At 66.8% G+C, this 18,206-nt stretch carries 17 protein-coding genes and 1 pseudogene; 9 read left to right on the forward strand and 9 right to left on the reverse strand.

What is annotated here, in order from left to right; translation table 11 throughout:
- Both BST13_RS06785 and BST13_RS06790 read left to right on the forward strand, forming a co-directional pair.
- Positions 1-714, forward strand: coding sequence for a PaaX family transcriptional regulator C-terminal domain-containing protein (locus tag BST13_RS06785; RefSeq protein WP_083161914.1), 714 nt, complete (start codon positions 1-3; stop codon positions 712-714).
- The gene (locus tag BST13_RS06790) at positions 711-1,478 is read left to right on the forward strand and encodes a crotonase/enoyl-CoA hydratase family protein (RefSeq protein WP_083161916.1); all 768 of its coding nucleotides are present in this window, start codon (positions 711-713) and stop codon (positions 1,476-1,478) included. Before BST13_RS06785 ends, BST13_RS06790 begins: the two co-directional genes overlap by 4 nt.
- Positions 1,479-1,480: 2 nt before the next feature.
- Here BST13_RS06790 and BST13_RS06795 read toward each other — a convergent pair whose 3' ends face one another.
- The 9 genes from BST13_RS06795 to BST13_RS06835 form a co-directional block, all read right to left on the reverse strand.
- Positions 1,481-2,194, reverse strand: coding sequence for a hypothetical protein (locus tag BST13_RS06795; protein ID WP_083161918.1), 714 nt, complete (start codon positions 2,192-2,194; stop codon positions 1,481-1,483).
- A 16-nt stretch (positions 2,195-2,210) separates the two neighbouring features.
- Positions 2,211-2,693, reverse strand: a complete 483-nt coding sequence (locus tag BST13_RS06800) for a hypothetical protein (protein ID WP_083161920.1) — start codon at positions 2,691-2,693, stop codon at positions 2,211-2,213.
- 140 nt (positions 2,694-2,833) lie between these two features.
- Positions 2,834-3,280 (reverse strand): ester cyclase, encoded by a 447-nt coding sequence (locus BST13_RS06805; RefSeq protein WP_083161921.1) that lies wholly within the window; start codon positions 3,278-3,280, stop codon positions 2,834-2,836.
- Between the two features lie 134 nt (positions 3,281-3,414).
- Complete coding sequence (locus tag BST13_RS06810; protein ID WP_083161923.1) at positions 3,415-4,194, reverse strand: enoyl-CoA hydratase family protein; 780 nt, start codon at positions 4,192-4,194, stop codon at positions 3,415-3,417.
- Positions 4,194-5,372 carry an acyl-CoA dehydrogenase family protein gene (locus tag BST13_RS06815; protein ID WP_425436989.1) on the reverse strand — a complete coding sequence of 393 codons (1,179 nt, stop codon included), beginning with the start codon at positions 5,370-5,372 and terminating at the stop codon, positions 4,194-4,196. The genes BST13_RS06810 and BST13_RS06815 overlap by 1 nt, the downstream gene beginning before the upstream one ends.
- A complete protein-coding gene (locus BST13_RS06820; protein WP_083161927.1) occupies positions 5,348-7,330 on the reverse strand; it encodes an ATP-binding protein in 1,983 nt (660 codons plus the stop codon). Before BST13_RS06820 ends, BST13_RS06815 begins: the two co-directional genes overlap by 25 nt.
- A gap of 9 nt (positions 7,331-7,339) precedes the next feature.
- Entirely contained in the window at positions 7,340-8,935 is a 1,596-nt protein-coding gene (locus tag BST13_RS06825) for an acyl-CoA carboxylase subunit beta (RefSeq protein WP_083161928.1), read from the reverse strand.
- 91 nt (positions 8,936-9,026) lie between these two features.
- Positions 9,027-10,175, reverse strand: coding sequence for an acyl-CoA dehydrogenase family protein (locus BST13_RS06830; protein ID WP_083161930.1), 1,149 nt, complete (start codon positions 10,173-10,175; stop codon positions 9,027-9,029).
- The gene (locus BST13_RS06835; RefSeq protein ID WP_095533427.1) at positions 10,172-11,869 is read right to left on the reverse strand and encodes an acyclic terpene utilization AtuA family protein; all 1,698 of its coding nucleotides are present in this window, start codon (positions 11,867-11,869) and stop codon (positions 10,172-10,174) included. The genes BST13_RS06830 and BST13_RS06835 overlap by 4 nt, the downstream gene beginning before the upstream one ends.
- Positions 11,870-12,154: 285 nt before the next feature.
- Between BST13_RS06835 and BST13_RS06840 the strand changes: the two genes are divergently transcribed.
- The 7 genes and pseudogenes from BST13_RS06840 to BST13_RS06870 form a co-directional block, all read left to right on the forward strand.
- Positions 12,155-12,775 (forward strand): hypothetical protein, encoded by a 621-nt coding sequence (locus tag BST13_RS06840; protein WP_158087119.1) that lies wholly within the window; start codon positions 12,155-12,157, stop codon positions 12,773-12,775.
- A 141-nt stretch (positions 12,776-12,916) separates the two neighbouring features.
- Entirely contained in the window at positions 12,917-13,093 is a 177-nt protein-coding gene (gene rpmF / locus BST13_RS06845) for a 50S ribosomal protein L32 (RefSeq protein ID WP_029374188.1), read from the forward strand.
- A gap of 57 nt (positions 13,094-13,150) precedes the next feature.
- Positions 13,151-13,837 (forward strand): response regulator transcription factor, encoded by a 687-nt coding sequence (locus BST13_RS06850; RefSeq protein WP_036426346.1) that lies wholly within the window; start codon positions 13,151-13,153, stop codon positions 13,835-13,837.
- Positions 13,838-13,844: 7 nt separating this feature from the next.
- Complete coding sequence (locus BST13_RS06855; protein ID WP_083161995.1) at positions 13,845-15,329, forward strand: HAMP domain-containing sensor histidine kinase; 1,485 nt, start codon at positions 13,845-13,847, stop codon at positions 15,327-15,329.
- A 155-nt stretch (positions 15,330-15,484) separates the two neighbouring features.
- The gene (locus BST13_RS06860; protein ID WP_083161936.1) at positions 15,485-16,840 is read left to right on the forward strand and encodes a S1C family serine protease; all 1,356 of its coding nucleotides are present in this window, start codon (positions 15,485-15,487) and stop codon (positions 16,838-16,840) included.
- Positions 16,841-16,872: 32 nt separating this feature from the next.
- A complete protein-coding gene (locus BST13_RS06865; RefSeq protein ID WP_072278485.1) occupies positions 16,873-17,415 on the forward strand; it encodes a MogA/MoaB family molybdenum cofactor biosynthesis protein in 543 nt (180 codons plus the stop codon).
- A 654-nt stretch (positions 17,416-18,069) separates the two neighbouring features.
- Positions 18,070-18,206 (forward strand): annotated as a pseudogene (locus BST13_RS06870) (MspA family porin); the annotation flags it as partial.

Consider the following 18,206-nt stretch of genomic DNA (forward strand, 5'->3'; position numbering starts at 1 on the left):
ATGACGGCCAGGTCGGTGGTGCTGAGCGTGCTGCTCGGTGCGCATCCGGCCTGGGCCAGCGCCGCTGAACTCATCAGGCTCACAGCGGATTTCGATATCAAGGAAACGGCGCTTCGGGTGGCGCTGACCCGCATGGTCGGGGCCGGTGATCTGGTGCGCTCGGAAGACGGCTACCGATTGGCCGACCGGCTGCTGGCCCGGCAGCGCCGCCAGGACGATGCCATCAACCCGCGTCTGCGTCCGGGCAACGGGGAATGGCTCACACTGGTCATCACCAGTGTCGGAACCGATGCCCGTACCCGTGCCGCGTTGCGAACCACGTTGCAGCAGTATCGGTTCGCCGAACTCCGCGAGGGCGTGTGGATGCGGCCCGACAACCTCGAGCAGGTGTTGCCGCAGGAGATCACCGAACGGGTGCGGCAGTTGCACACCCGCGATGACGACCCGGCCGAGCTGGTCGGGCGGCTGTGGGACCTGCCCGGCTGGATGCGGACCGGCAATCGGTTGCTCGACGACATCGCTTCTGCCACAGACATTCCGGGGCGGTTCGTGGCCGCCGCAGGTATCGTGCGACACCTGCTCACCGACCCCGTGCTGCCCGACGAACTGCTGCCCGCAGACTGGCCAGGGACGCAATTACGCACGGCCTACACAGAATTCGCCGCTGAACTCGTCGCGCGGCGCGACCGGACCGAACTCACGGAGGCGACATGACCGAACCCGTCCGGATCGAACGCAACGGCGCGGTGACCACCGTGATCCTGCACCGCCCGCACGCCCGCAACGCGGTGGACGGTCCGACCGCGGCCGCCCTTGTTGCGGCGTTCGAGGAGTTCGACGCCGACGATTCCGCATCGGTCGCGGTGTTCTGGGGTGATGGCGGAACATTCTGTGCCGGAGCCGATCTCAAGGCCTTCGGCACCCCGCAGGCCAACACCCTGAGCACCGTGGGCCCGGGCCCGATGGGGCCGAGTCGAATGGTGCTCTCCAAACCCGTGATCGCGGCCATCAGCGGCTACGCCGTCGCCGGCGGCCTGGAGTTGGCACTCTGGTGCGACATGCGGGTGGTCGAGGACGACGCGGTACTCGGGGTGTTCTGCCGACGCTGGGGTGTCCCGCTCATCGACGGGGGTACCGTGCGGCTGCCGCGGCTCATCGGCGAAAGCCGGGCGATGGACCTCATCCTCACGGGCCGTGCCGTCGACGCCGCCGAGGCCCACGCGATCGGCCTGGCCAACAGGGTGGTCCCCAAAGGCGACGCGCGCACCGCGGCCGAGGAATTGGCGGCGCAACTGGCGGCGCTACCTCAGCAGTGCCTGCGCGCCGATCGGCGCTCGGCGCTGCGCCAGTGGGGCCAATCAGAGCAGGCGGCAATGGAATTCGAGTTCGGCAGCATCGAACAGGTCAAGCACGAGGCGGCACATGGCGCCGGCAGATTCGCCGCCGGTGCGGGCCGCCACGGCGCCAGCGCCAGCTGAGGTCAGCCTTCCAACGCAAGCATCATGAGCTCGTCGAGCGCGTGCCCGAACAGGGTGATGTCGAAATCGGGTTCGAAGTAGGTGACCGCGAAACCCTGCGGGTGGTCAGGGGACACCAGCAGGTCCGAGTAGGTCTCGCGTCCACCGATCCGAAGCATCCGCAGCGGGTGGACACTGTCGGGCTCGAGATCCGCGGGCGGCGCCGACAACGGCTCGGGCCAGCCCACGTAGGCGGCATACGTCTGCATGCGAGCCGGCGCGATGAGCCCGCAGGATTCCCCGTCCCACGTGGTGAACCCGGCGTGCACCGTGCGCAGAAAGGTGTCGGCCTGCGGCGGGAGCGCTTCGAAGAACGTCGGGTCGGTGTCACCGAACGTGGCCGGGTCCTCGCCGAGCCACACAGCGTGCCGCCCCTCGTCGTCGATGAGGACGTAGTCCAACGTCGGCGCGGGCAACCAGGAATGTTGCACGACGCGTACGTCGACCAGACGTTCGCGCAGCGCCTGCGCGAATCGGGGGATCATCGCCAGGAAGTCGGTGTTCCACAGGGCCATCGCGGCGGATCTGCGCTCATCGGGATCGGGAGACGCCGCCGTCGGCCACCAGGCGTCGGGGATGCGGTGACGCGTGTATTCACTCGGCTCGAGGATCGCGAACTGATTCGGTGCCCAGTCGGAGAACGCCTGAGCCAGCGCCGCTGTGTCGATACCCGCCACGGAGTCAAGCCTTTCGTCAGTGGACAGCGCTGTCCGCGAGCGCATTGATGATTTCGGTGAGTTCGCGGCGCTTGTGGTGCTGCAACGCAATCTGCTGTTGTTTCCAGGCTTCGTCCACCCCGACCATGTCTTCGGCGTGGCGCGCACCCTTGTTGAACCGGCTGACCCGCGTGGGCAACCACTGCAGGTTCAGCGCACCGTGGATGACTTCCCACATGTGCTCGGGTGACAGCTCCAGAAAGCGTGGTAGATAAAGCAATTCCACTTTGGGCACGATGTGGTTGACCGATACGTCGGGGGAGCCGTCGACCTTCGCGCCGATGGGCTGCCAGGGCTGCGATGGGTGAATGTCGCCGACCTCGGGCCGGGGTTCGCCCTGCAGTGCGACGTTCGGATACTTCACCATCGGGCAGGGCAGTTTGCGGAGGGCGTCCCACAGCGGCCGCATCGGGCTGTCCGCGGGCACGTAGATCTGCCCCGCGCCCAAGTCGTCAGTCACCCTTCGAGCCTAAACGCGGCTACTCGGCCTCCGACACACCAATTGCGCGCGGCAGCCACTCACCGGCGACAGCGGTTGCGGGACGATCCACCGCAAACCTCGGAGGCTGGTGCCGGTGAGCGGCTGTGGCTGTTGTGGGCTCAGGCAGACGCCGTCGGCTGCTGTGCTGCGGCAGGTACGAGGCCGAGCTGCTGAAGCATGCCCAAGGTGTCCCAGGTGGCGTAGCTTTCGGCGATCTTGCCGTCCTCGTGCCGGTCGGTGATGGTGAGCATGATCCTGGCATGCCGACCGGTGGCGGCCTGACCCATGAGACCGCCGGTGTCGTCGCCCTGCGCCTCGAGCAGGGTGCACACGTAGTCGCCCTCAGCGACCTGTTGCTTGATGTCAAATCGTATGTTGGAGAACGTCTGCCGATACATGCCCATGAGGCTTCTCATGTGCTCGGGCCCGCGCTGGTCTCCGAACGGGTCCTGCGTGTCGTGGTAGGCAGCGCCGTCAGCGACGAGGTCGTCGAGCTCGGCCAGATCGCCTGATGCGAATACCTCCCAGATTCGCCGGGAAACAGCCTTGTTTTGATCTTCGGCCATGATTGAGGCCTTTCGGTGAATACCGCACGGCAGAGAATGTCCGCACGAAAACGGTATTCCTGTGAGACCCCTTGTGACACCCGCGGCCCGTCAGATGCTGCCACAGGCAACAACTCGCAGATAGCTGACCTGCGTCAAACCACCCAACTCGGCGGACGTTTCTGCAGGAACGCCATCATGCCCTCGCGTGCTTCGTCGGAGACGAACAGCTCGGCCGACATACGGGTCAATTCTTCGGCCCGCTCATCGAACGATCTCAGTATTGTCGCGGTGGTCAACGCTTTCGACGCGGCAAGGCCCTGCGGCGAGCCCTTCGAGATCTCGGCCGTCAGGCCGGCGACGGTGCCCTCGACGTCATCGGCGGCCAGCGTGATCAACCCGATCGCCGCAGCCTCGGCGGCGCCGAACTTCTCACCCGTGACGAAGTAGCGGCCCGCCGAGCGTGGCGTCATTTTCGGTAGCAGCGTCAGCGAGATGATCGACGGCGCTACACCGATCCGCGCTTCGGTGAGAGCGAACGTACTGTTCTGGCCGGCGACCACGAGATCACAGGCACCCACCAGGCCGAGTCCGCCGGCCCGCACGTGACCGTCGATGGCCCCGATGACGGGCATCGGCAGCTCGAGGATGGCGCGCAGCGTCTTGGTCATCTCACGGGCCCGGTCGACGGCGATGTCGCTCGGGTCTGATGGTCGGCCGCCATTCGAACTTTCCGAGAGATCGGCTCCCGCACAGAAGGTTCCACCGGTATGGCCGATCACCACCACGCGGACCGCCGGGTCGGCGGCTGCCCGGTCCAGGCCCTGGTGCAGCTGATCGACCAGGGCCGTGGAGAGCGCGTTGCGATTGTGCGGTGAGTCCAGCGTCAGCCGGGCGACAGCACCGTCGACCGCGTATTTGACCAGAGTGCTCATCAGTACGACCGGGGGAGGCCCAGCGAGGTCTGCGCCACGAAGTTGAGGATCATCTCGCGGCTGACCGGGGCGATGCGGGCCAGCTTCGACGCGGTCACGGCCGCGGCGATGCCGTACTCCTTGGTCAGACCGTTGCCGCCGAGTGACTGCACAGCCTGATCGACGGCACGCACCGACGCCTCACCGGCAGCGTACTTCGCCATGTTGGCGGCCTCCGCGGCGCCGAAGTCGTCGCCGGAGTCGTAGAGCGTCGCGGCCTTCTGCATCATCAGCTTCGCCAGTTCGATCTCGATGTGGTTCTGCGCCAACGGATGCGACAAGCCCTGGTGAGAACCGATCGGAACCTTCCAGACCTGACGGGTCTTGACGTAGTCGACGGCCTTGTTGATCGCGAACCGGCCCATGCCCACCGCGCTCGCCGCGCCCATGATCCGCTCCGGGTTCAGCCCTGCGAACAACTGCGCGATGGCCGCGTCCTCCGAACCGACCAGGGCGTCGGACGGCAGCCGCACATCGTCTAGGAACACCTGGAATTGGCTTTCCGGGCTGGTGATCTCCATCTCGATCTTGGTCCAGTGCAGACCCGGGGTGTCGGTGGGCACCACGAACAACGCCGGCTTGAGGTTGCCGGTCTTGTGATCCTCGGTGCGGCCGACGACGAGAACGGCCTGTGCCTGGTCGATACCGGAGATGAAGGTCTTCTGGCCCTTGAGGATCCAGTCGCTGCCGTCGCGGCGGGCCGTGGTGGTGATGCGATGGCTGTTGGACCCGGCGTCAGGCTCGGTGATGGCGAACGCCATGGTGATCGAACCGTCGGCGATGCCCGGGATCCAGCGCTTCTTCTGCTCCTCGGTGCCGAACTTGGAGATGATGGTTCCGTTGATGGCGGGGGAAACCACCATCATCAGCAGCGCCGAGCCGGCCGCCGACATCTCCTCCATCACCATGCTGAGTTCGTACATGCCCGCGCCGCCGCCGCCGTACTCCTCGGGCAGGTTCACCCCGATGAAACCGAGTTTGCCTGCCTCGTTCCACAATTCGGTGGTGTGCTGGCCTGACCTCGCCTTCTCCAGGTAGTAGTCCTGACCGTAGTTGGCGGCCATCGCGGCCACCGCCCGGCGCAGCGCCTGCTGTTCTTCGGTTTCGATGAAGCTCACTGCTGTTCTCCTTCTTGAGATTCCACCCGGGCAAGGACAGCGCCGACCTCGACCTGCTGGCCCGCGGCGACGTTGAGTTCGGCAAGCACCCCGTCATCGGGCGCGGCGATGGTGTGCTCCATCTTCATGGCCTCGAGCCAGATCAGCGGTTGCCCGGCGGTGACGGTGTCCCCGACTGCCGCGCCGACCCGCAGGACCGAGCCGGGCATGGGCGCCAGCAGCGAGCCATGCGCGACGGCGTCGTCGGGGTCGGGGAAGCGCGGCTGGGCGGTCAGGTGCACCGGGCCCAGCGGGGAGTCGACGAAAACATCAGGGGCGTCGGGCTTCCCGTAGCGGGCAACATCGAACGCCCGCTCGACACCGTCAGCTGCGAGCACCACGCGGTCCGGTGTCGCCGAGACGAGGGTGACGCCGGTGTGGTCCGGCAGCTCCACGCCGGTGCGGGTGAACCGGTACCGCACGGTGTGCTCGGTATCGGCATCCCGGTAGGTCCTCGTCTGGTATCCCGAGGCCAGGTTGCGCCAACCGCTCGGGGCGGCGGCGAAAACCGTTGCGGTACTGCGGCTCTGCGCCGAATCGGCGAGCGCTGCGGCGACGGAGCTCAGCGTCACAGACTGCTCTGTGGTCAGCGGGGCCGCCAGCTTGTCGAGACCGTGGGTGTCGAAGAAAGCGGTGTCGGTGGCCCCGTCGAGGAAACCCGGGTGGCGGAGCACGTTGACCAGAAGGTCGCGATTGGTGCGGACACCGTGAATACGGGTGCGGGCCAACGTATCGGCGAGTATTCCCGCGGCCTGACGACGCGTCGGCGCGTAGGAGATGACCTTCGCCAACATGGGGTCGTAGAAGATCGACACCACCGAACCGTCGTCGATACCGGCGTCGACGCGTACACCGGCGCGGTTCAGCTCGTCGAACTCGACCGAGGCACCGGGCACGGCGAACCGGTGCACCGTGCCGGCCTGCGGTTGCCAGCTCTTGGCGGGATCCTCGGCGTAGAGCCGGGCTTCGATCGACGATCCCCACGACGGCGGCGGCTCGGGATCCAGCCGGCCGCCGTCGGCAACCACGATCTGCAACTCCACCAGATCCAGGCCCGTGGTGGCCTCGGTGACGGGATGCTCGACCTGCAGGCGGGTGTTCATCTCCAGGAAGAAGAACTCGCCGTCATCGTCGGCCATGAACTCGACGGTGCCGGCACCCGTATAGCCGATGGCCTCGGCCGCCAGCCGGGCCGCTTCGAACAGCTTGCCCCGCATACCCGGGGTGCGTTCGACGAGCGGCGACGGCGCCTCTTCGATGATCTTCTGGTGGCGACGCTGTATGGAGCATTCGCGCTCGCCCACCGCCCAGACGGTGCCGTGGGCGTCGGCCATCACCTGAACCTCGACGTGGTGGCCTGCGGCCAGGTAACGCTCGCAGAACACCATGGGGTCGCCGAATGCCGACTGCGCCTCTCGTTGGGCTGCGGCGACTTCCGTCGGCAGTGCGGCGATGTCCCGCACCACCCGCATGCCGCGGCCACCGCCGCCTGCGGAGGCCTTCACCAGTACCGGAAGCTGCTCGGCGGTCACGGTTTCCGGATCGAGCTCGGCGAGCACCGGCACACCTGCCGCGGCCATCATCTTCTTGGCTTCGATCTTGGAGCCCATCGCCTGCACGGCGGGCACCGGTGGGCCGATCCACGTCAGCCCGGCGTCGATCACCGCTGCGGCGAAATCGGGGTTCTCCGAAAGGAATCCGTAACCGGGGTGCACGGCGTTGGCATCGACAGCGCGGGCTGCGGCGATGATCTGCGCCGCATCGAGGTAGGCGGTGTTGCCGCTGAGGCGTACGCGCGCATCGGCCTCGGCGACGTGCGGCGAGCCGGCGTCGGGGTCGGTGTACACCGCGACGGTGCCGATACCCAGCCTGCGACAGGTGGCGAACACGCGGCGGGCGATCTCCCCGCGGTTGGCTACCAGAACTCTCGTGATTGGCATTTTGTCAGCTCACATCCGGAAGACGCCGAAGTTCGACGTCCCCTCGATCGGGCCATTGGCGATGGCGGACAGGCACATTCCCAGGACGGTGCGGGTGTCGCGGGGGTCGATGACGCCGTCGTCGTACAACCTGCCGGACAGGAACATCGGCAGTGACTCGGCTTCGATCTGCGCCTCGACCGCGGCTCGCAGCGCCGCGTCAGCGGCCTCGTCGACCTCTTGCCCGCGGGCTGCGGCGGCCGCGCGGCTGACGATCGAGAGCACCCCGGCGAGCTGCGTGCCACCCATCACCGCGGATTTCGCACTGGGCCAGGCGAACAGGAACCGCGGATCGTAGGCGCGCCCGCACATGCCGTAGTGACCCGCGCCGTAGGACGCCCCGATGAGCAGCGAGATGTGCGGCACGGTCGAATTGGACACGGCGTTGATCATCATCGAGCCGTGCTTGATCATGCCGCCCTCTTCGTACTGCTTGCCCACCATGTAGCCGGTGGTGTTGTGCAGGAACAGAAGTGGGGTGTCGGCCCGGTTGGCCAGCTGGATGAACTGGGTGGCCTTCTGAGATTCCTCGGAAAACAGCACGCCGCGGGCATTGGCCAGGATGCCGATCGGATAGCCGTACAGCGTGGCCCAGCCCGTCACCAGCGAAGAGCCATAGAGCGGCTTGAACTCGTCGAAATCCGAGCCGTCGACGATGCGGGCGATGACGTCGCGCGGATCGAACGGGATCCGCAGGTCGGCAGGCACGATGCCGACGAGTTCTTCCGCGTCGAACAGCGGCTCGACCACCGGCGCCGGGGTGGGGCCCTGTTTGCGCCAGTTCAGCCGGGCCACGATGCGCCTGCCGATGCGGATGGCGTCGAGCTCGTCGGCGGCCAGGTAGTCACCCAAACCTGAGGTGCGGGAGTGCATTTCGGCCCCACCCAGGGACTCGTCGTCGGACTCCTCACCGGTGGCCATCTTCACCAGCGGCGGTCCGGCGAGGAACACCTTCGAACGTTCCTTGATCATCACCACGTGATCGGACATGCCGGGGATGTAGGCGCCGCCTGCCGTCGAGTTGCCGAACACCAGCGCGATGGTCGGGATGCCCGCTGCGGACAGCCGGGTGAGGTCACGGAACATCTGCCCGCCCGGGATGAAGATCTCCTTCTGGGTGGGCAGGTCGGCGCCGCCGGACTCCACCAGGGAAATGACCGGGAGCCGGTTCTCCAGCGCGATCTGGTTGGCGCGCAACACTTTCTTGAGTGTCCAGGGGTTGCTGGTGCCGCCCTTGACGGTCGGATCGTTGGCGACGATCAGGCATTCGACGCCCTCGACGGCGCCGATGCCCGCGACGACGCTGGCGCCCACGGCGAAATCGCTGCCCCATGCGGCGAGCGGGCTCAGTTCCAGGAAGGGTGCGTCGGGGTCTAGGAGCAGCTCGACGCGTTCGCGGGCGGTGAGCTTGCCGCGGGAGTGGTGGCGGTCCACGTACTTCGGCCCGCCGCCGGCCAGGGCCTTGGCGTGTTCGGCGTCGAGTTCGGCGAGCTTGGTGGTCATCACCTCGGCGGCTTCGAGGAACGCCGCGGAGTTCGAGTCGATGGTCGACTTGAGCGCTGTCATGCCTGGCCTTCCATTCGCGAATGTGAAGCTACTGCGATTATTTCGCCGATTTTTCGCAGAGAGCGCACACTCGCGGTCGCGGGGTATCGGCTCATGACTGGAATCCCAACGTCTTCGCGGCCAGTGAGGTCAGAATCTCGGTGGTGCCGCCGCCGATGCCGAGGATACGCATGTCGCGGTACTGCCGCTCCACCTCGGACTCGGCCATGTAGCCCATGCCGCCGAACAGCTGCACGGCCTGGTTGGCCACCCATTCACCGGCCTCGACCGCCGTGTTCTTGGCGAAGCACACCTCGGTGATCAAATTGGCTTCCCCGGCCAGCTGCCGCTCGACGACATTACGCGTGTACACGCGGGCCACATCGGTGCGGCGGGCCATCTCGGCCAGCGTGTTCTGCACCGATTGGCGGGAAATCAATGGTTTGCCGAAGGTTTCGCGGTTGCGGCACCACTCGACGGTCAGGTCCAGACACCGCTGGGCACTGGCATAGGCCTGCGCGGCGAGGCCGACCCGTTCGGAGACGAACGCCGCGGCGATCTGGAGGAATCCGGAGTTCTCGGCACCCACCAGATTGGCGACCGGCACCCGCACGTCGGTGTAGGACAGCTCGGCGGTATCGCTTGAGCGCCAACCCATCTTGTCGAGCTTGCGGCTCACCTCGAAGCCCGGCGTGCCCTTGTCGACGACGATCAGCGAGACGCCGCCTGCGCCGGGCCCGCCGGTGCGTGCCGCGGTCACCACGTAATCGGCGCGTACGCCGGAGGTGATGTAGGTCTTGGCGCCGTTGAGGACGTAGTCGTCACCGTCTCGAACTGCGCGCGTGGTCAGGTGCCCGACGTCCGAGCCGCCGCCGGGCTCGGTGATGGCCAGGGATCCGATGAGATCGCCCCGCAGCGTGGGCTTGACGTACGTCTCGATCAGCCGCTCGTCGCCCGAGGCGATCATGTGCGGCACCGCGATCCCGCAGGTGAACAGCGACGCGAACACGCCGCCCGGTGCGCCCGCGTAATGCATTTCCTCGCAGATGATCACCGCGTCCGCACCGTCGCCGCCACCGCCGCCGACCGATTCGGGAAAGTTGGCGCCGAGCAGTCCGGCTTCGCCCGCCTTGCGATGCAATTCGCGGGGGAGTTCGCCGGTGCGCTCCCATTCCGCCACGTTGGGCAGCACCTCGCGTTCGGCGAAGCTGCGTACGGTCTTGCGCAGCGCCTCCCGCTCGGGGGTGTTCCAGATGCTCACTTGACGAGTTCCTCCGGGATATCGAGATGACGGCTGCGCAACCACTCGCCCAGCCCTTTGGCCTGCGGATCGAACCGGGCCTGATAGGCCACACCCTGTCCGAGAATGCCTTCGATGACGAAGTTCACGGCCCGCAGATTCGGCAGGACGTGCCGGGTGACGGGCAGATCCGCTGTCTCGGGCAGCAATTCGCGAAGTTTGTCCACCGTCAACGCGTGGACCAGCCAGCGCCACTGCTCCGGGGTCTTGACCCAGACCCCCACATTCGCCGACCCGCCCTTGTCGCCGCTGCGGGCCCCGGCGATGGTGCCCAGTGGCAGCCGCCGGGTGGGTCCGGCCGGCAAGGGTTCAGGCAACTCAGGGTCGGAAGCCGGTGCGACAGCGAGGGTTTCGTCGGCGGGCGCAATGTCGACCCGGGTGCCGTCGGCGTGCACGGCGACGTGCGGCACGAGCGTGGCGTCGACGTAGCCGGGGGTGAACACGCCGTACACTTGACCGTCGGCGGGCGGCGCGGTGGTGGTGAAGCCCGGGTAGCTTGCCAGGGCCAATTCGACTCCCGCCGCGGAGAATTGACGGCCTACGACGTTGGGATCCGGATCGCGGGCCACACAGTGCAGCAGTGCGCTGGCAGCCTCCTCGGTGTCGGCATCGGGATGGTCGGTGCGGGCCAGCGACCATTCGAGCTCGGCCGGTTTGACCTTGAGGCCTGCCTCGAGCTGGCTGCGCACGAGCTCGGCCTTGGTCTCGATGTCCAGGCCCGTCAGTACGAATGTCGCGGCGTTGCGGAAGCCGCCGATGCTGTTCAACGACACCTTCAGCGTCGGGGGAGGGGCTTCGCCTTTGACGCCGGAGATGCGCACGCGGTGGTCGCCGTCCTGGCTCAACTGCAGCGAGTCGACGCGCAGCGTGACATCGGGATTGGGGTAGCGGGCGCCGCTGATCTCATAGAGCAGCTGTGCGGTGACGGTACCGACGCTGACCTGGCCACCCGTGCCGGGATGTTTGGTGATCACCGACGAGCCGTCGGCGGAGATCTCGGCGAGAGGGAACCCGGGGCGCTGTAGGTCGGGGATCTCGGTGAAGAACGCGTAGTTGCCGCCCGTGGCCTGGGTGCCGCACTCGATGACGTGGCCCGCGGCGACGGCACCGGCGAGTGCGTCGTAATCCGTTCGCTCCCAACCGAAGTGCGCCGCGGCAGGTCCGACGATAACCGAGGCGTCGGTGACCCTGCCGGTGACCACGACGTCTGCGCCGCTGTCCAGACAGTCGACGATGCCCCACGCGCCCAGATAGGCGTTGGCCGCCAGCGGTGTTCCCAGCCCGAGCTCACCCGCCCGGCTCACGAGATCGTCGCCTTCCACATGTGCGACGTTGACGTCGAGGCCCAGCCGTTCGGCCAGCGCCCGCACTGCGCCTGCCAGGCCTGCCGGGTTCAGCCCGCCGGCGTTGGCGACGATCTTGACGCCGTTGTCCAGGGCCAGGCCGAGCGACTCCTCCAGTTGCAGCAAGAAGGTCTTGGCGTAGCCGCGTTCGGGGTTCTTGGCCCGGTCGCGGGCCAGGATCAGCATGGTGAGCTCGGCGAGGTAGTCGCCGGTCAGATAGTCCAGCTCACCGCCGGTGAGCATGTCGCGCATCGCGGAGAGCCGATCCCCGTAGAAACCCGAACAGTTGCCGATGCGTACTGCAGGTGGCACACGTACTCCCGTCGACGCCGATGAGCGACCCAACCAACCGGTAGGTTATCGGGTACCGCAGGTCCCACGTCAAGGGGGCGGGGCCGGGAAGTCGCCACCGCTTCCCGTGGGCGCCCGCGTGGCCTGCGCCGCGGCCAGTGGTCGCGGTCCCATGGAAATTACAGCGTTCTCACAGCTTGCGGTCGGTTATTTACGCTGGTGACAGCGGTCCCTCTGCCGTGGGTTGCTTGCATTCGCAAATATGCCTCGTGACCAGCAGCGATCCCGGCCCGCTCATGCCGCAGGATGTCGGCTGAACTCACGCGTGGTGGTCCGGCCGCCACGCACCACGGCTGGGAAGGGGATCGGATGGCCAAGCACCGGGCAATGTCACCGCACTCGAAGCGGGCACGCACCATTCTGGGCGGCGTCGTCGCGGGTGGAGCGCTGGCCATGATCGCGCCGACGGGCCTGGCCCACGCGACCCCCGGCGTCGACAACGCCAAGGGTGAGGAGGGCGGAACGGGCCCACGTCCCGTCTCCACCATGGCCGACAACGCCGGCCGGCCGGACTTCAAGAACCCGGCGCCGGGCGTGCGGGCGATCCAGACGGTCGGGGACACCGTGTTCAACCGGGGCAATGACCTGAGCACCGCGGTCGACAAGTCCGCCCTCGGTGTCCAGTACCACCGCGCCTTCGGTACCCGGGGCACGTTCAGCACGGACGAGGACGGCGTCGTCTCGTACAACGACGACGGCAGCAACGGCTACGTGACCGGCATCCTCAACACCGGCACCGGCGGGCGCAACGGCGCCCAGACCATCCCCGGCAAGGTCTACTCCCAGACCGTGGTGATCCGCGAGTGCAACATCACGGTCGCCAACCAGACCGGTGTGCCCAGTGGCGCGCGGAGCTGCCACAGCTAGGTAGGCTCGACGGACGGCGTCCTGCGGCGTCGTCCACGCGGCCTGCCCGTTTTGGAACCGACGCAGGTCAACCGTTACTCTGTAGTGCAATCGTCTGCCGCTGCGGTGCGCGCGGCAACCCCAAGCAAGGAGATGCACGTCATGGCTGTGCCCAAGCGCAGAATGTCGCGCGCGAACACCCGTAGCCGGCGCGCGCAGTGGAAAGCCGAGGCCACCGGTCTGGTCGGCGTCAGTGTCGCGGGTCAGCAGCACAAGGTGCCGCGCCGCCTGCTGAAGGCTGCTCGCCTGGGTCTGCTCGACCTGGATCGCCGACGCTAGGCGTATTTGCGGCGCGCCTCTCAGGTCAATCTCAGATAGAGCGTTGACACTGTGGCTGTGCGCATACTTGTCGTTGACGATGATCGCGCTGTGCGTGAATCACTGCGGCGGTCGCTTTCCTTTAATGGCTATTCGGTCCAGCTCGCCCAAGACGGGGTAGAAGCTCTCGATCTGATCGCCGATGACCGTCCCGACGCGGTGGTTCTCGATGTGATGATGCCGCGACTGGACGGTCTTGAGGTCTGTCGGCAGCTTCGCAGCACAGGTGACGATCTACCCATCCTGGTGCTGACGGCCCGCGATTCCGTGTCCGAACGGGTCGCCGGGCTGGACGCCGGGGCCGACGACTACCTACCCAAGCCATTCGCGCTTGAGGAGCTGCTCGCGCGGATGCGGGCGTTGCTGCGTCGTACCGTGTCCGACGACGGTGCCGAATCGCAGAAGATGACGTTCTCGGATCTCACCCTGGATCCGGTCACCCGCGAGGTCACCCGCGGCGAACGTCAGATCAGCCTGACCCGCACCGAGTTCGCGCTGCTGGAGATGCTGATCGCCAATCCGCGGCGGGTGCTGACCCGCAGCCGCATCCTCGAAGAGGTGTGGGGCTTCGATTTCCCCACCTCGGGCAATGCGCTCGAGGTCTACATCGGTTACCTGCGCCGTAAGACCGAAGCCGACGGCGAGCTGCGGCTCATCCACACCGTCCGCGGCGTCGGCTACGTGCTGCGGGAAACGCCGCCCTGATCGGATGATGTCGCTCAATCCGAACACCTGGCGGCCGGGCACGCTGCCGAATACCAGTTCACTCTCATTGCGCTGGCGCGTGATGATGCTGGCGATGTCGATGGTGGCGATGGTCGTCGTGCTGATGGCCGTCGCCGTCTATGCCGTGGTGTCCCGCGCGCTCTACGACGACCTGGACAACCAGCTGCACAGCCGGGCCCGGCTGCTCATCGAGAGTGGGTCACTGGCCGCCGATCCGGGCAAGGCCATCGAGGGCACGGCGTACTCCGACGTCAACGCCATGCTGGTGATCCCGGGTCGCTCCATCTACACGGCCAATCAGGAGGGGCAGATGTTGCCCCTCGGACAGCCGGAGAAGGACGTGATCTCCGGCGAGCTGCTGATGTCGCTGCGCACGGTCAACCACCAGCGGGTGCTCGCGGTGCATCTGGCCAACGGCAGTTCTCTGCTGATCTCCAAGAGCCTGGCGCCGACCGGACAAGTGCTCCGACGGTTGGGCACCGTGCTGCTCATCGTCGGCGGTGTGGGTGTCGCCGTGGCTGCGATGGCAGGTGGTGCCGTCGCCAGGGCCGGTCTGCGGCCGGTGGGCCGACTCACCGAGGCCGCTGAACGCGTCGCGCGCACCGATGATCTGCGGCCCATACCGGTCGTCGGCAGCGACGAGCTCGCCCGGCTCACCGAGGCGTTCAACATGATGCTGCGCGCACTGGCCGAATCCCGGGACAGGCAGGCCCGGCTGGTGTCGGACGCCGGGCACGAACTGCGTACGCCGCTGACCTCGTTGCGCACCAACGTCGAACTGCTGATGGCCGCGCAGGCCCCAGGGGCGCCGCCGCTGCCCGAGGAGGAGATGGCGGGACTGCGTGCCGACGTGATCGCGCAGATCGAGGAACTGTCCACCCTCGTCGGCGATCTGGTGGACCTGACGCGGGACGACGCCGGCGGCGTGACCCACGAACCGGTCGACATGGTCGAGGTGGTCGACCGCAGCTTGGAGCGAGTTCGTCGGCGCCGCAACGACATTCAGTTCGACGTCGCGATGACTGGTTGGCAGGTCTACGGCGACGCGCCTGGCTTGGGCCGGGCCGTGCTCAACCTGCTCGACAACGCCGCCAAGTGGAGCCCGCCCGGGGGCCGGGTCGCGGTGTCGCTGCGCCAGATCGATCCCGTGCACGCCGAATTGGTGGTGTCCGACCACGGGCCCGGTATCCCGCCGCAGGAACGCAGGCTGGTGTTCGAGCGGTTCTACCGCTCGACGGCCGCGCGGGCGATGCCCGGATCGGGCCTGGGATTGGCGATCGTGCAACAGGTTGTGCTGAAACACGGTGGCGCCCTTCGCATTGACGAAACCGTGCCGGGCGGCGACCCGCCAGGGGCATCGATTCACCTGATCCTGCCCGGCATGCCACTTCCCGCCGAGCCACCCGAGGACGCAGCGACACGCGCCGACGACGCCGCCGACGACGATGCGGTGAGCGCAGACAAAAGGTGAGACAGTTAACTACGGCCGCGGACAAATCATGGGTGCAACCAACGGTTCTCTAAGTGGATTCTCAGTTCACCTGGGCAACCTGGGGAACACCTTCTTCGTTTGTTGAGTAGTACGCGAGCCGATAGACCTTTACAAGAGAAGAGCACCGCACCGCCATGACGAACCCCAGGTACTCATCACCACAGCAGCCAGGCCAGGCTCCCGGCGGTGGCGCTCCCGGCTACCAGGGCAATCCTGACCCCTATCAGTCGCAGGCCTATGACTGGCGTTACGCGCGTCAGCAGCCGCAATCGCCGCCTCATCAGCAACCGCACGCTCACCAGCAGCCGCAACAGCCGGCTTATCGCCCGCCGTATGACCCCTACCGCGTCGCCCCGGCGACACCGCAGGTGGTCGCGCCCGTAAAGAAACGGGGCAAGGCCGGTCTGGCCGCCGGTGCGCTGGCGCTGGCCGTGGTGTCGGCGGGAATCGGCGGTGGCGTCGCCACGGTCGTGACCCATCAGGACCGTCCGCATCTGGGCGCCGAGTCCAACAGCGCGGCACCGAGCGTGCCTGCCGCCGCCCTGCCCGCCGGTTCGGTGGAGCAGGTGGCCGCCAAGGTGGTGCCCAGCGTGGTCAAGCTGGAAACCGACATGGGCCGGGCCTCCGAGGAGGGGTCGGGCATCATCCTTACCGCCGACGGTCTGATCCTGACCAACAACCACGTCGTCGCTGCCGCCAAGCAGGCGCCGGGCGCTCCGGGCGGCGGCGCGCAGACCAAGGTGACGTTCTCGGACGGCAGTACCAAGCCGTTCACCGTCGTCGGTACCGATCCCAGCAGTGACATCGCGGTGGTTCGTGCGCAGGGTGCATCGGGGCTCACCCCGATCACACTCGGCTCCTCGCAGAACCTGCGGGTCGGCCAGGACGTGGTGGCGGTCGGCTCACCGCTGGGACTCGAAGGCACCGTGACCACCGGCATCGTCAGTGCGCTCAACCGTCCGGTCGCCGCAGGCGGCGACGCGCGCAACCAGAACACCGTGCTCGACGCCATCCAGACCGACGCCGCGATCAACCCGGGCAACTCGGGCGGCGCGCTGGTCAACATGAACGGCGAACTCGTGGGTATCAACTCCGCGATCGCGACCATGGGCGGCGATTCCCCGCAGGGGCAGAGCGGGTCGATCGGCCTTGGCTTCGCGATCCCGGTCGACCAGGCCAAGCGGATCGCTGACGAGTTGATCCAGAACGGCACGGCGACCCACGCGTCCCTAGGGGTACAGGTGAGCAATGACGCCACCACCGACGGCGCCAAGATCGTCGAGGTGACCAAGGACGGGGCTGCCGCCGCGGCCGGGTTGCCCAGCGGTGTGGTGGTCACCAAGGTCGACGATCGGGTGATCCCGAGCGCCGACGCACTCGTTGCCGCCGTGCGGTCCAAGGCGCCTGGTGAGAAGGTCACCTTGACCTACCTCGACCAGACTGGCAAACCGCAGACCGTGACCGTCACCCTCGGGAAGGCCGACCAGTGAGGATCCTGACGCCGGCTCCCGGACAAGTGTCACTGCGAGTGGCTGCGCCGCTGTCTGCCCGCACATATACGGTTGCAGGCATGGAACAACCAGGGGAGTTGGTGGGGCGGGCACTCGTGATCGTCGTCGACGATCGCACCGCCCACGGCGAGGAGGACCACAGCGGTCCGTTGGTCACCGAGTTGCTCGGTGAAACCGGTTTCGTCGTCGATGGAGTCGTTGTCGTTTCGGCCGATGAGGTCGAGATCCGCAACGCGCTGAACACGGCAGTCATCGGTGGCGTGGATCTGGTGGTGTCTGTCGGCGGCACCGGCGTGACGCCACGCGATGTCACCCCGGAGGCCACGCGCGACATCCTCGACCGTGAGCTGCTCGGCATCGCAGAAGCGCTGCGCGCCTCCGCCTTGTCGGCGGGCATCGCCGACGCCGGGCTGTCGCGCGGTCTGGCGGGTATTTCGGGCAGCACGCTCGTGGTGAACCTGGCCGGCTCCCGCTCAGCGGTCCGCGACGGTATGGCCACGTTGGGCCCGCTGGCCGTGCAAATCATCGGACAGTTATCAAGCTTGGACATCTAACCAGTGCGATACGGCGGCCGACGGCCGCCGTTTTCGTTGGAGATGGCAAATGCAATACCGATGGAGCGGTGAGGTTACCGTCCAGTTAATAGCTCACCGGCAATAAATGTGATCTTCGTCACAAAGGGGAATGTGGATGACTCATCAGCCCCAGCCGTCACGGCGCCTAGTTAACAAAATTTTCGGGGACACGCTGCCCGAGGTCGCGGCGAGCGAGCGCGACGAAGCTTCGCCGGAGGACGCGGCCGAGCACGACCAATGGCTTCGGAGCAATATTCCGCCTCATCACGGTTGAACTGTGTTGCCACAGTGAACGCCGTAAATGCACGGTCAACAGTGTGATGTGGCTCAACTTCCGTTAGCGAAGCGAACTACGTCACAGCATTGCCGGACGTCGAGATCGCCCCTGCTCCTGCGCTCGTGAGCATCTGTTCATCCGATCCCAGCAAACTTTTGCCGCCCAACTGCTGACGTGCCCGCAGATTAGTGCCTGCGTTGCCGGTCGGATGCCTCCCCGTTATGTTCCTCGTGTCAACGATGAGCGAAACGTAAGGACAAGGTGTGACCGTTCTAATCCGGGTCACATCACTGGTCTTGCCGGGAGCGCGGCCGGAGTCGGTCGTGCGCCCCCACAACGACATAGCTAGGGAGAACATGAAGGCATTCAGTCGGGTGCTGACCGCGTTGGTGGTTGCGATGGCAGGTGCCTTCGCAACCCTGTTCGTGAGCACCGGTACCGCGCACGCAGGTCTGGACAATGAGCTGAGCCTGGTCGACGGCCAGGATCGGAC

Source organism: Mycobacterium aquaticum, assembly GCF_002086485.1.
GTDB classification, from domain to species: Bacteria; Actinomycetota; Actinomycetes; order Mycobacteriales; family Mycobacteriaceae; genus Mycobacterium; species Mycobacterium aquaticum.

Coding starts and splice junctions, on each gene's coding strand:
- BST13_RS06820 (WP_083161927.1), bottom strand. CDS start 7,330: ATGCCAATCACGAGAGTTCTGGTAGCCAACCGCGGGGAGATCGCCCGC.
- BST13_RS06785 (WP_083161914.1), top strand. CDS start 1: ATGACGGCCAGGTCGGTGGTGCTGAGCGTGCTGCTCGGTGCGCATCCG.
- BST13_RS06810 (WP_083161923.1), bottom strand. CDS start 4,194: ATGAGCACTCTGGTCAAATACGCGGTCGACGGTGCTGTCGCCCGGCTG.
- BST13_RS06855 (WP_083161995.1), top strand. CDS start 13,845: ATGTCGCTCAATCCGAACACCTGGCGGCCGGGCACGCTGCCGAATACC.
- BST13_RS06825 (WP_083161928.1), bottom strand. CDS start 8,935: ATGACAGCGCTCAAGTCGACCATCGACTCGAACTCCGCGGCGTTCCTC.
- BST13_RS06860 (WP_083161936.1), top strand. CDS start 15,485: ATGACGAACCCCAGGTACTCATCACCACAGCAGCCAGGCCAGGCTCCC.
- rpmF (WP_029374188.1), top strand. CDS start 12,917: ATGGCTGTGCCCAAGCGCAGAATGTCGCGCGCGAACACCCGTAGCCGG.
- BST13_RS06840 (WP_158087119.1), top strand. CDS start 12,155: ATGTCGGCTGAACTCACGCGTGGTGGTCCGGCCGCCACGCACCACGGC.
- BST13_RS06790 (WP_083161916.1), top strand. CDS start 711: ATGACCGAACCCGTCCGGATCGAACGCAACGGCGCGGTGACCACCGTG.
- BST13_RS06805 (WP_083161921.1), bottom strand. CDS start 3,280: ATGGCCGAAGATCAAAACAAGGCTGTTTCCCGGCGAATCTGGGAGGTA.